Below are 12,520 nucleotides of genomic sequence, written 5' to 3'. Positions count from 1 at the left end.
TATCACATTAACAGGACAGAAACCGCATTCTCCGACTTGTGACCAATTTTGTCAATGGTCACAATTTTATGGTGCCAGACTACGCAATATCAACGACGGCAGTAACACCGCAGCGGACGCTGACGAATCCAGGTTATATTGCAGTTGAATAGGGCAAGCGTAAGGGCGCATCACCAGATAGATGGCATCTGCCGCCTCATCCAGCGGCGTCTTGCGTTCAAATTCCCCGGACTGTCGTCCCTCGAGAAGAATTTTCTGAACAAGCTGGCGTAATTTTTCTTCATACGCAACGGCTGAAGGCCACCGTTCGCGCGAGGATACCGCGGCGATCTCATAAAGCTTGCGATCGTGAAAAAATAAATCGCTACCCGCTTCTATCAAGGCCTTATACAGACGTCTCAGCTTTTCTGAAGCCGTTGGCGCATCCACCATCGCGGCGTTGACAATATCCATAATCGTTGCCAGTCGGTTAGTACAAATCATCTCTCCGATGGCCTGTTTGGAATCAAAAAACTTGTAGATGTATGCCTTAGAAAAGCCAATCGCTTTGGCCAGATCGGATACGGTTGTCTTCTCATACCCAAAGTGTCCGAAGTGCTCAGTAGCCGCTTCCACAACCTGATCTCGAACGCTATGGTCCGACGGCCCGCGTGGGGACGGAGTATTCATATGTTTAGTCATTTCTCAAGCTTAGCTCACCGAGCGCTAATTGACAACGAGTGACCAATATGTAATATGGTCACAACCTTTTTGACTCAAGGAACTACTATGTTATCCCTCCGTACCCTTGCCTTGGTGGTAACGACTGGAGCAATAGCGGGTTGCGCGGTTGGACCGGATTATCACCGTCCGGACGCGCCACTCACGGATCGTTATCAGACGCAATCTGCCATAAAATCGTCTTTAGCAGAGCAGGGAAACGTCACTCAGGCAGCCAACCTTGCCGTCTGGTGGGAAAGCTTTAATGATCCCTTACTGAATGAGTTAGTTTCAAGAGCACTTGCACAGAATCTTGATTTGGCTCAGGCATCCGCACGGATGAGTCAGGCACGCGCCGGACTTGGCACAGCAACCGCGGCGCTGCTGCCCTCGGGCAACATCAGCGGACAAGCCGCCCGCGCCTACCAGTCGGTTGAAACCGCGCAAGGCCAGCTACTCAACGCGGTTCCTGGCTATAACCGTTACGGCAATGCTTATGAAACCGACCTCAACGCCAGTTGGGAAATTGATGTATTCGGTGGGCTAAGACGTGATCATCAGGCCGCGCTGGCTGACTATCAGGCTTCAGAAGCCGGTGTCAGCGCCACTCGTCTGGCCGTCGCCGCTCAGACAGCCGATACCTATATCACCCTGCGTGGATTACAAACGCGCCTGGCGATCGCCAACAGGCAGGTCAATACACAGCAAGCACTGCTGGATAAGGTACAGCGACTCCATAGCAAAGGGCTCGCCGCCGAGTATCAGGTTCGTCAGACGGAGGGCGCGCTTTCGCAGGTTCAGGCCACCGTGCCTGCGATCCAGACCGGGATCGATGCCGCAATGAACGCGTTGGATGTCATACTCGGTACGCCTCCCGGTACGCATCAAGTCCAACTGTCTGCCTCAGGTGACATTCCACAACCGCCCTCGCTCATAGCAACGGGTACACCTGCCGACCTGCTACGCCGCAGGCCGGATATTATCGTGGCCGAACGCCATCTCGCGGCGTCCAACGCCCGCATCGGGGTAGCCATCAGCGAGTATTACCCTAAATTCTCACTCAACGCACTACTCGGCAGCGCCACATCGGTGTCGAGCGGCAACCTGTTCTCCAGCGGCGCCAGCCAATCGGCAGGCGTATTGGGACTACGCTGGCGGCTCTTCGATTTCGGCCGCATTAACGCTCAGATCGATCGGGCTAAAGGGCAGGAAGCCGAAGCGCTCGCGGCTTACCGCCTGTCGGTATTACGCGCGACCGAAGATGTGGAAAACGCCTTGTCGGCCGTAGTCAATCGCGAGGCCCAGTCCGCAACGTTAACCGCAGGGGAAACCGCGTTGACCAGCGCGCGGCAGTCGTCCTTTATCGCCTATCAGAAAGGGACTGCCAGCCTGATTGATGTCCTCCATGCCGATGAAACCCTGCTGCAAGCTTCCGATGCTCGGGCTCAGGCCCAAACAGAAGCGGCGCGCGCGGCCATCGCCGCATTCAAGGCGCTCGGCGGCGGCTGGCAGCCTCCGGAAACCACCGCGAAGACGTCATAACCCCCACTGAAAAGAATAACGGCCTCGGCCATCACAGGAATGGTCCAGCTTGCCTCTCTACCGGAGAACACGATGTCAGCAGTAACAGGTTTTAAACACGTGGGTTTTATTACCCGTAAACAAGATCAGAGTTTTGAGGAATTCGTCACGCACTGGAATGAGGTTCATACCGCAATCGCCCTGCGCTTGCCCGGTTTAAGGGGGTACGTTTTGAACCCTATCGATCGGGAAAAATACCCCGACTCGCCGGTGGATGGTTTTTCAGAGCTATGGTTCGACTCAATCGACGACGCGATGGCTGCCTTCAACTCGCCAATGGGTAAAGCCGCATTTGAGGATGTTCCCAATTTTGCCGAGCACGTTGCCGTCACGTATATCACTGAAATAAGAAAGCGCTGAGCTTTCGGGAACAACGCCCCTCAAACATCATGACTTGCCGCAGCAAAATAAAACGCGCTATCATCGCTGCGGCTATTCACTTTTACATCTTTTGATTTTCACCTTCGCTGAATTTTTTTCAGCGCGAATTTCTCTGCCTGCTCCCGACAATACCGAGTCAGGCATTATGATGTGAAAGGCCTTGTTCTATGTGTACACCTCAGATTCGTAATTTCTGCATTATTGCCCATGTCGATCATGGCAAATCCACCCTCGCCGACCGTTTTATTGAAATGACCGCCACCGTCGCTCAACGTGACATGCGTGAGTTGCTGCTAGATTCGATGGAGATAGAGCGGGAACGCGGTATCACGATCAAATTGCAAACTGTGTGCATGAGCTATCAGGATGAACACGGCCAGCCGTATCAGTTCAATCTGGTGGATACGCCGGGGCACGTCGATTTTTCTGCGGAAGTCTCCCGTAGTCTGGCCGCCTGTGACGGCGCCATTCTCCTGATTGACGCCACGCAGGGCGTTCAGGCACAAACCATCGCCAACCTCAATCTCGCCCAACAAGCTGGGTTAACCATTTTGCCCGTCCTGAACAAAATCGACAGCCCACAGGCCAACGTGCCGCAGGTAATGCAGCAATTAGCAGGTATTCCTTCGCTGGATATCACTACCGTGCTGTCCGTTTCGGCCAGAACCGGAGAAGGCGTGGCGGCGGTGCTGAGTGTTGTTGCTCACCGCTTCCCGGCGCCAAAAGGGATCGCTAATGCGCCGCTGCGCGCGCTGGTGTTTGACTCACATTACGATCCCTATCAGGGCGCAATCATGCACGTTCGCGTGGTGGATGGCAGCGTTCAGGCAGGCTCAACGCTGTGTTTTATGTCATCCGGCACGTGTTTCGACGTCACCGAAACCGGCGTTTTTTCTCCCCAACGCCAGCCTCGTCGCGTCTTGAGAAAGGGTGAGGTGGGTTATCTCGCTGCCGGATTGAAAGATGCCGCCGCGATTCGGGTGGGCGATACGCTAACCTTAGCCGATCGCCCCGCGACAGAACCGGTTGCACGCTATCAGGAAATAAAACCTGTCGTATTTTCTGGGCTTTACCCCGATGCGGACGACGATCTAAAAAGCCTGCGCAACGCCATGAATAAGCTGTCGCTTAATGACGCGGCGTTGCACATGACTCCCGATGTGTCCGCCTCACTGGGTGCCGGTTTCCGCTGTGGTTTTCTTGGGATGTTACATATGGATATTGTGCGCGAACGGCTCAAACGCGAGTACGGCATCTCCGTGATCGCCACCGCGCCCAGCGTGGAATATCGGGTTACATTGCATAACGGCCAGTGCCAGACCATCGATAATCCGGCACATTTCCCCGGTGAAGAGACGTTAAATTTTGTCGAAGAACCCTACGTTATCTGCACGATTCACTCACCCCAGCGCTACGTTGGCACACTGATGGAATATGGCGCATCGCGGCGCGGGGAATTTATCGATATGCAATACCTTGATAATGGTCTGGTGGCACTCAACTGGACATTGCCGCTTAGCGAAATGGTCTTTGGCTTCTTTGATGCTCTGAAATCACTGACACAAGGCTACGCGACCTTGGACTATGTGTTAGATGGCTACCGACGTTCCGATTTGGTGCGTTGTGATATTTATCTTGATAGCCAGTTAGTTGATGCTTTCTCTTTCATCATTCCCCGTCACAAGGCCTGGCCGCGAGCAACCGAGATCGTGAAAACGTTGAAGTACGTGATTCCACGCAAGCTATATCCCGTCCCTGCTCAGGCCAAAATAGGCAATCAAGTCATCGCTCGCGAAGATATTCCCCCGCTACGCAAAAGCGCATTGGCACAAGGCTTTCAGGGTAGCCTGTCGCAAAAACAGCGCCTGATCCGTAAACAGCGGGAAAACAAAAAACACAATACTGGGTTCTCAAAACGAGATATTCCGCGTGAGGCATTTATGGCTATTCTGGCACTTGATGCCTAGTTATTGACGACGAAAACACAGCAATTGGGCGGATATCGCGGCAAGGATATCCGCCCCTTCATTTCTCCGCAGACTTTTCCCTGCCCGCCGATGAAGGACAGTATCTTTTATCCTGCCGATAATTTATCCTCTCCCGCCTTTTGTTATGACATAAAAATTAAGCCTGCATATATGATCTCATCACCCGACGCAACGCCGACGCCAGCGCCCTCTGCGACGTCAACGCTTGCTGTATTACGCTCGCCCTCGCTGCTAATGCGCGAGGTTTTAGCGGGCACCATCACCGCGCTGGCGCTTATCCCAGAGGTGATTTCCTTTTCCATCATTGCGGGTGTTGACCCCAAAGTCAGTCTGTTTGCTTCCATCGTATTATGTTTCACCATGTCCTTTCTCGGCGGCAGACCGGCGATGGTGACGGCGGCGGCGGGTGCCGTGGCGCTGGTTATCGGTCCGATGGTGCACGCGCACGGCGTGGCCTATATTCTGCCTGCGGTGATCATGGCTGGGATTGTTCAGATTCTGTTTGGGCTGGCCGGGTTGGCGAGGATGATGCGCTATATTCCCCGTTCGGTGATGATCGGCTTCGTCAACGCGCTGGGCATCCTGATTTTTGCCGCGCAGGTGCCGCATGTTTACGGACAATCCTCGCTTGTCTGGCTGCTGTTTGCGCTGACGCTCGCGATTGTTCTGCTGCTGCCCTATGTGGTGAAAAGTATCCCCGCGCCGCTGGTTGCCATTGTGTCGGTGACCGCGATTGCGATTTTTACCGGCATCACGGTGCCTAACGTCGGCGATGCTGGGCCGATGCAGCCCGGATTGCCGGAATTCACCCAGTGGCTGGTGCCGTTCAATCTTGAAACACTGCACATCATCTGGCCAACCGCGCTGAGTATCGCCTTTGTCGGGCTGATGGAATCACTGTTAACCGCCAAACTGGTCGACGATATCACGGATACCCCGTCCAGCAAGCGCCGTGAGTGCTGGGGACTGGGCGTTTCCAATATCTTCGCCGGATTTTATGGCGGCATTGCCGGGTGTGCGATGATCGGGCAGACCGTGGTCAACGTGGAATTAGGCAAAGCGCGCACGCGCATTTCCACTCTCGCCGCCGCGCTGGTGCTGTTGCTACTGGTGACCGGGCTGAGCGAAATCATGGCGAAGATTCCGATGGTGGTACTGGCGGGCATTATGATGATCGTCGCGCTGAAAACCATGAACTGGCATAGCCTGCACCCCGCTACGCTGAAACGTATGCCGCTGTCGGAAACGCTGGTGGTCATCGTGACAGTTATTGCGACCGTCTCGACGGGCAACCTCGCTATCGGCGTGGCAGGCGGCGTGATCTTTGCCATCCTGCTGTTTGCACGCCGCGTGGCGCACGTCATTCACGCGGAGCGTCAGGTGAGCGAAGACGGCCAGTCGGTACACTACACGGTACGTGGGCCGCTCTTCTTCGGTAGCAGCAATGATCTCTTCGAGCACTTTCTCTATGCGCAGGACCCACAGAACGTCACCATCGATCTGACGCACGCTCAAATCTGGGATGCCTCCAGCGTGGCGGCGCTCGACGCAATCGAGACCCGCTATCATCGCTACGATGCGAAAGTCGCGATTGTCGGGTTAGATACTCATAGCACCAAAATTCACCAGCGCCTGTCCGGGCATCTCTAATCACTTCCATTCCCTTGGCTACGGCCAAGGGAAAATGTCGGTATATCTCTTCTGTGGATATGAATACCAGGAATCAAACTAAAGCGTGACGGGCAGATGCTTTATCTTATTTCCTCATAGAAAGGAGGAAAGCATGCCTGCAACACTTATTCCGCAAGAAAGCTCCCACATATTCTCTAGCGCATCAGAGAATAGCGATGTCAGCTGATACACCGACCACCCACTTCGTATTGATACACGGTGCCTGGCACGGCGGCTGGTGCTGGTCGCGTGTGACCGAACGGCTTAATGCTGCGGGTTTCGCCGCCACGGCCCCGACGCTGACCGGGCTGGCAGAACGCCGTGACGCGCTCTCGCGCGGCATTAACCTCTCCACCCACATTAACGACATTATCGCCGCTATTCAGCAACAGGGCGGGCATAACGTCACACTGGTCGGCCACAGCTACGGCGGGTTTCCCACGACGGCTGCCGCATATCACTTGCCTGACATCGTGAGCCACCTGATCCTGCTGGACGCATTTTTACCCGCACCGGGTGAGAAGTTGCTGGACCACGCTCCCGACCTCATCACAGCCTACCAGACGCTGAAAAAGACCTACATCCGCTGCACACGTGCGGCAGGAAACTATCTCACCACTTCGATACAGCGTGCCCAAACCGATCCAACCTGGCGTTTTCTCACGCTCGACAGCGACCACGATGCGATGATCGATGCGCCTGACGCGCTCACCACGCTACTGACATCATCGTTGACAACCCGCACACCTCTGTGATTAGACTCAATGATAAGCAGGCTAACTTAAGGAAAGGGTTGATGAAAATTACCGACGTGCGCGTGATTCTCGCGAATCGATATATGTTTGTTGAGGTCACCACCGACGAAGGGCTAACAGGCATTGGCGAATCCGGTGCCTGGGGCTTTCTTGATGCCTCAAAAGGTGCCGTCGAGGCATTGCGCACGTATCTGATTGGTCAGGATCCGTTGCGTATCGAACACCATTGGCAGTATATGTACCGCTGCTGGCATTTCCGCGGCGCCGCCATCATGGGTGCGATCAGCGCCATTGATATCGCCCTGTGGGATATCGCAGGCAAGTATTACGACACGCCGGTTTATAACCTGCTGGGCGGGCGCTGCCGCGACAAGGCGCGTGTTTATGCCCATGCAGGCGGGCGCACTACAGAAGAAACCATCGCTAACCTGAAACAGGCCAAAGCTGACGGCTTTACCGCGATTGGCCATCTGACGCCTTTTCTGGATGAGTCGCGCGACGCGCCCTACTTCACTACTCACGCCAAAGAGATCGGCGAAGCCATCGAGCGCATCGGCCTTTATCGGGAAGCGGTCGGTAACGATGTCGACCTGTGTATCGAAGTTCACCGCCGTCTGAAACCCGCCGATGCCGTGGTGTTCGCACGCGGCATTGAGCCGTTTTATCCCTATTTCATTGAAGATCCTATCGGCGCGGATAACTTCGATTCTATGGCTGAAGTGGCCGACAAAATCAATATTCCTATCGCCACCGGTGAACGCCTGAATAATCCACAGGAGTTCGCGATGCTGATTCGCCGCAACGCAGTCGCCTATGTACGCCCTGATGTCTGCATGTGCGGTGGGATTACCGGTGCGAAAAAAGTGGCCGCGCTGGCAGAAGCCAACGATTTAATGGTGGTGCCACACAACCCGCTCAGCCCGGTGTCTACTGCCGCCTGTTTGCAGATCGCCGTCAGCATTCCCAACTTCGCGCTGCTGGAATATCCGGGAGATGACCAGCCGGCACTGTCGGAAAAATTTGGTGCAACCGGCGTAGAGAACGGCGTGCGGAAAAAAGACGTGGTGAAGAACACCTTCAAGTGCGTGGATGGATTTATGGAGATCCCGACGCAATCCGGCATCGGTATAGAGCTGGCGGACGATCTGGAGAACCGCTTCCCTTATCGCCGTCGCGGCCTGAAAACCCGACTGCACGTTGACGGTTCCGTCGTCGATCAATAACCGTGTTTCGGTAGGTCGTGGCTACCAGATATCGCGCCACGACCTGCCGTGTTGCTCTTAGGGTGGTGTCTGATTTGCCATTTTCCGTCCTTCCCACTGCATCAGCAGACTCAGCGCCGCAGGCAGAGCAAGCAATGTCAGCAGCGTCGCGACCATCAATCCGCCGATAATCGCGTAGGCCATCGGCCCCCAAAATACCTGATGTGCAATCGGGATCATGCCGAGAATCGCCGCCAGCGCCGTCAGTATAATCGGGCGTGAACGGTGACTGGCCGCATTCACGATCGCCTCCACCACAGGCTGTCCGTTTTTCACGTTCAGATCGACCTCACCAATCAGAATCACCGCATTACGAATGATCATCCCTGCCAGCGCAATTGCCCCCAGCAAAGCCACGAACCCCATCGGTGTACCCGTCGGCAGCATGGCCGCAACGATACCAATCAGGCCAAACGGCGCGGTAAGGAACGCCAGCACCATACGGGAAATCCGCTTCAGTTGAATTATCAATAACACCAGCATCACTAGCAGCGTCACTGGCAGCACTGCATACACGGAACCATTACCCTTGTCGGACTCCGCCGCAACGCCGCCTTCCGTGATGTGGTAACCCGCAGGTAATGAGGCGCGATAACGTTCAATGTCAGGTGCCAGTTTTTCAGACAGCGCAGGTGCCCGCACGCCCGGCGCCATATCCATTTGCACCGTAATAAACGGTTCGCGCTGACGACGCCAGATAATCGGATCCTCAACGCCATACGTAACGGTCGCAATCTGTCCCAGCGGTACGGAACGTCCATCCGCAATCGGGATTTGCAGATTGGCGATCGTCGCAACGTCTCTGCGCTCCTGCGGTGTGCCGCGAACGACCACATCCACCAGCCGATTGCCATCACGCACCGACGTCAGCGTCGAACCGGAAAATATCGCTGCCAGCATACTCGCCACATCCTGCGAACTGATACCCACGGCGCGCGCTTCCGTCTGATTCAACACCACGTTCACGGTGCGTTCAGGTTCACCCGCCGTCAGATTCACCTCACGAACGTCGGTTTGCTTCCCTACCAGACTGGCAAGCCCCTGCGCGATGTCGCGGACACGTTGACTGTCCGGCCCCGTCACCCGATATTTAAGCGGCCAGCCCACTGGCGGCCCCAGCTCCAGTGCAGACACGCGCGCCACAATAGAACTAAAATCCTGCGCCAGCACCTGCTTCAACCGTGCAGCCAGCGCATCCCTCGCATCCAGATCTTTTGCCACCACCACCAGCTGCGCGATATTTTCGTGGCTCAGCAAGACATCCATCGGGAGATAAAAGCGCACCGCGCCCGATCCGACATACGTGGAAAAATGGTCAACATCGGGATCGTTTTTCAGCACGGCTTCCAGCCGTTTCGCCTGCGTTTCCGTCGCCGCCTGTGAGGCATTCGCCGGTAGCGTCAGGCTGACCAGCAGTTCCGGCCTGTCGGATGCAGGAAAAAACTCGCCCTCCAGTCGGGTGGCACCAAACAGCGAAATGACCAGAAGAATGAGAGTGATAGCCAGCGTCATTCCCCGGTGCGCCAACGCGTGCTGAAGCCACTGGCGATAGAGTCGCCCCAATCGTCCCGGCTCGTCGTGATGGTGGCTAAACGTTTTTGGCAACAGCCAGACACCGAGCAACGGCGAAAAGAGAATCGCGACAATCCAGGAGCTCAGCAACGAAATCAGAACCACGATAAAGAGCGAAAAACAGTATTCCCCCGCGCTGGATGCGGCAAATCCAACCGGAATAAACCCGGCGATCATCACCAGCGTCCCCGTCAACATCGGAAATGCCGTGCTTTCATAAGCCCAGGCCGCCGCGCGTTTGCGATCCCAGCCCTGCTCCAGCCGTGACACCATCGCTTCCACCGTAATCATGGCATCATCCACCAGCAGCCCCAGCGCGATAATCAGCGCCCCCAGCGAAATGCGCTGTAGCCCGATACCGGTGATTTCCATACCGATGAAGGTCATTGCCAGCACAATCGGGATAGAGGCGGCCACCACCAGTCCCGCTCGGCTACCGAGCGACACAAACGACACCGCCAGAACAATGGCAACGGCTTCCAGCAGCACTTTAACAAAGCCACCGACGGCCCCCTTCACCACCTCGGCCTGATCGGCCACGCGTGTCATCTCAATCCCATGCGGCAGTTGCGCAGAGAGCGTATTCATTTTTTCGCGAATCGCCTGACCGAAATGAAGCATGTTGCCAGTGGGTGCCATTGAGATCGCCAGTCCAATGGCCTTCTCGCCATTAACCCGAAACGTCGGCGACGGCGGCTCGGCTGTTTCACGATTAATCGTGGCGATATCGACCAGCGGGACAAATTTTCCGCCGATGCGTAACGTAATCTGACGCAGGCTCTGCTCGGAGGTAAACGCGCCGCTGACGCGCACGGCGATCTTCTCATCGTCGGTGCGAATAATACCGGCGGGCGTGACCGCATTCTGCGCTTTCAGTGAATCGATAACCTGCTGCGCATCAATCCCTAATCCAGCCAGTCGTCGGGGAGAAAACGTCACCACAATTTGTTCTTCTTCCACCCCCAGCATATCGACCTTACCGACATCCGGTACGCTCAGTAACGCAGAGCGAATATCCTCCACGCGATCGCGCAGCTCTCGCGGCGAGAATCCCTCAGCGGTGAAGCCATAAATCGTACCGAACGTGTCATCAAACTCGTCATTAACGGCAGGTGGGCTGACGCCATCAGGGAGCGAACTGGAAATATCCGTCATTTTCTTACGCACCGTATACCAGATATTCGGCACGGCAGACGGCGGCGTATCATCACGCAGGTTAACGAAAACGACCGACTCCCCGGCTCGGGTGTAGCTCTCGACATAATCGAGATACGGCGTTTCCTGTAATTTTTTCTCCAGCTTATCGGTGACGAAATTGACCGTATCGCCCACCGTCGCGCCCGGCCAGGCGGCAGACACCACTGCGGACTTGATGGTAAACGCCGGATCTTCGTTGCGGGGCAAACGTTGATAACTCATCACACCTGCCGCCATAATGACCAGCATCATAAAGGCGACCAGTTGCTGATTCGCTAATGCCCAGGCGGACAGGTTAAAACGTGCTGTCGATTGCGGTTCTTGTGCCATTAGCGACGCCCCTCTTCATCCAGCCGAATTTTCTCATCCGGCCGTAGTTTGCTGACGCCAGCGGTTACCACGCGGTCGCCTTGTTCCAGTCCTCCGGAAAGGAAGATCGCCGTGTCGCTATAGCGGGCAACGGTAACTGGCTGCAAACGTACCGTCTGAGTCGCAGAATTCACGACATAGACAGCAGGTTGATCGCCCTGTCGGGTGAGCGCAGAAGCGGGCAGTTCAATGACGGCAGTATCGGACTGCTGTATCGCGCCATTCACGCTGGCACCCAAGACCATCGCAGCGGGCGGCGAGGTCAACGTGACTCTCACTCTGAAAGTACGCGTAACGGGATCGGCTTGCGGACTGATATCGCGCACGCGTCCCTCAGCCTGAACGTTCGGCTCAGACAACAGCGAAACGCGGATAACGCGCGAGGCAAGTGACTGATTGACCAGCCGCTCCGGCACGTCAAACACCGCATCACGTCCGCCCAGAGAGGCCAACTTCACCACCTCTTGTCCAGCGCTCACTACCTGACCGGGGTTTGCGCTGACCGTCGTGATGACGCCGTCCTGCGCGGCTGTGAGTTGCGTATAGCCGAAGCGTTCCTGCGCACCTTTCACCGTTGCCTGCGCGCTTTCACGACGGGAAGCCGCTGCATCCCAGTTTGCCTGCGCTTCATCAAGCTGTACCCGCGCAATCGCCCCGCCCGGCGCCAGCGCCTTCATGCGCGAAAAGTTGCTTTTCGCCAGCCGTTCCGCCGAGATGGCGCTGGCTAAATCCGCCTGCGCGCTACGCAGCTGATTTTCACTGTCGCGCGCATCAAGCGTCGCAATCACATCGCCCCGCTTCACCGACGCCCCCACATCCACCAGACGATTAAGGATGCGGCCATCCAGCCGGAAACCTAACGCCGTTTCTTCATGTGGGCGAACTTCCCCCGTTAACGTCACGGGTTCCCGGTTCATCGCAGGCATAACCACCAGCGTTTTCACCGGCCTGACGGGCGGTGGCGCAGGTAAATCATCGGCGCTGTCGCAGCCGCTAAGCAGCAGGGCTGACAGCAGACAGAAGGCAAAACGACTGACCATCATCG

Annotated in this window: 9 protein-coding genes; 6 read left to right on the top strand and 3 right to left on the bottom strand. The window is 56.0% G+C overall.

The genetic code is table 11. The features are described from left to right. Positions 1 to 66 precede the first annotated feature (66 nt). The gene (locus AB8809_RS08090) at positions 67 to 681 is read right to left on the bottom strand and encodes a TetR/AcrR family transcriptional regulator (RefSeq protein ID WP_349856247.1); all 615 of its coding nucleotides are present in this window, start codon (positions 679 to 681) and stop codon (positions 67 to 69) included. 87 nt (positions 682 to 768) lie between these two features. Here AB8809_RS08090 and AB8809_RS08085 point away from each other — a divergent pair, with 87 nt between their 5' ends. The 6 genes from AB8809_RS08085 (at position 769) to AB8809_RS08060 (ending at position 8,298) form a co-directional block, all read left to right on the top strand. Then, positions 769 to 2,241 carry an efflux transporter outer membrane subunit gene (locus AB8809_RS08085; protein WP_349856248.1) on the top strand — a complete coding sequence of 491 codons (1,473 nt, stop codon included), beginning with the start codon at positions 769 to 771 and terminating at the stop codon, positions 2,239 to 2,241. A gap of 72 nt (positions 2,242 to 2,313) precedes the next feature. Next, positions 2,314 to 2,640 (top strand): EthD family reductase, encoded by a 327-nt coding sequence (locus AB8809_RS08080; protein WP_349856249.1) that lies wholly within the window; start codon positions 2,314 to 2,316, stop codon positions 2,638 to 2,640. 188 nt (positions 2,641 to 2,828) lie between these two features. Next, the gene (gene lepA, locus AB8809_RS08075) at positions 2,829 to 4,628 is read left to right on the top strand and encodes a translation elongation factor 4 (RefSeq protein WP_349856250.1); all 1,800 of its coding nucleotides are present in this window, start codon (positions 2,829 to 2,831) and stop codon (positions 4,626 to 4,628) included. 171 nt (positions 4,629 to 4,799) lie between these two features. Further along, positions 4,800 to 6,299: a SulP family inorganic anion transporter gene (locus AB8809_RS08070; protein ID WP_349856251.1), complete on the top strand. Its 1,500-nt coding sequence runs from the start codon at positions 4,800 to 4,802 to the stop codon at positions 6,297 to 6,299. A 197-nt stretch (positions 6,300 to 6,496) separates the two neighbouring features. Next, a complete protein-coding gene (locus AB8809_RS08065) occupies positions 6,497 to 7,075 on the top strand; it encodes an alpha/beta fold hydrolase (protein ID WP_349856252.1) in 579 nt (192 codons plus the stop codon). 41 nt (positions 7,076 to 7,116) lie between these two features. Then, positions 7,117 to 8,298, top strand: a complete 1,182-nt coding sequence (locus tag AB8809_RS08060; RefSeq protein ID WP_015840886.1) for a mandelate racemase/muconate lactonizing enzyme family protein — start codon at positions 7,117 to 7,119, stop codon at positions 8,296 to 8,298. A 57-nt stretch (positions 8,299 to 8,355) separates the two neighbouring features. Here the strand turns inward: AB8809_RS08060 and AB8809_RS08055 are convergent, their stop codons facing one another. Both AB8809_RS08055 and AB8809_RS08050 read right to left on the bottom strand, forming a co-directional pair. Next, positions 8,356 to 11,436: an efflux RND transporter permease subunit gene (locus AB8809_RS08055; protein WP_349856253.1), complete on the bottom strand. Its 3,081-nt coding sequence runs from the start codon at positions 11,434 to 11,436 to the stop codon at positions 8,356 to 8,358. Then, positions 11,436 to 12,518, bottom strand: a complete 1,083-nt coding sequence (locus AB8809_RS08050; RefSeq protein WP_181844648.1) for an efflux RND transporter periplasmic adaptor subunit — start codon at positions 12,516 to 12,518, stop codon at positions 11,436 to 11,438. Before AB8809_RS08050 ends, AB8809_RS08055 begins: the two co-directional genes overlap by 1 nt. Positions 12,519 to 12,520: the final 2 nt, after the last annotated feature.

The sequence above is a fragment of the Pectobacterium aroidearum genome (genome assembly GCF_041228105.1).
GTDB classification, from domain to species: Bacteria; Pseudomonadota; Gammaproteobacteria; order Enterobacterales; family Enterobacteriaceae; genus Pectobacterium; species Pectobacterium aroidearum.
Note: the sequence above shows the minus strand (reverse complement) of the source record. Positions and strands in the feature narration are given on the sequence as shown.

What these genes read in the sequence shown, in the direction of transcription:
- AB8809_RS08060 (WP_015840886.1), top strand. Translation starts at nt 7,117, where the DNA reads ATGAAAATTACCGACGTGCGCGTGATTCTCGCGAATCGATATATGTTT.
- AB8809_RS08085 (WP_349856248.1), top strand. Translation starts at nt 769, where the DNA reads ATGTTATCCCTCCGTACCCTTGCCTTGGTGGTAACGACTGGAGCAATA.
- AB8809_RS08070 (WP_349856251.1), top strand. Translation starts at nt 4,800, where the DNA reads ATGATCTCATCACCCGACGCAACGCCGACGCCAGCGCCCTCTGCGACG.
- AB8809_RS08050 (WP_181844648.1), bottom strand. Translation starts at nt 12,518, where the DNA reads ATGATGGTCAGTCGTTTTGCCTTCTGTCTGCTGTCAGCCCTGCTGCTT.
- lepA (WP_349856250.1), top strand. Translation starts at nt 2,829, where the DNA reads ATGTGTACACCTCAGATTCGTAATTTCTGCATTATTGCCCATGTCGAT.
- AB8809_RS08065 (WP_349856252.1), top strand. Translation starts at nt 6,497, where the DNA reads ATGTCAGCTGATACACCGACCACCCACTTCGTATTGATACACGGTGCC.
- AB8809_RS08080 (WP_349856249.1), top strand. Translation starts at nt 2,314, where the DNA reads ATGTCAGCAGTAACAGGTTTTAAACACGTGGGTTTTATTACCCGTAAA.
- AB8809_RS08055 (WP_349856253.1), bottom strand. Translation starts at nt 11,436, where the DNA reads ATGGCACAAGAACCGCAATCGACAGCACGTTTTAACCTGTCCGCCTGG.
- AB8809_RS08090 (WP_349856247.1), bottom strand. Translation starts at nt 681, where the DNA reads ATGACTAAACATATGAATACTCCGTCCCCACGCGGGCCGTCGGACCAT.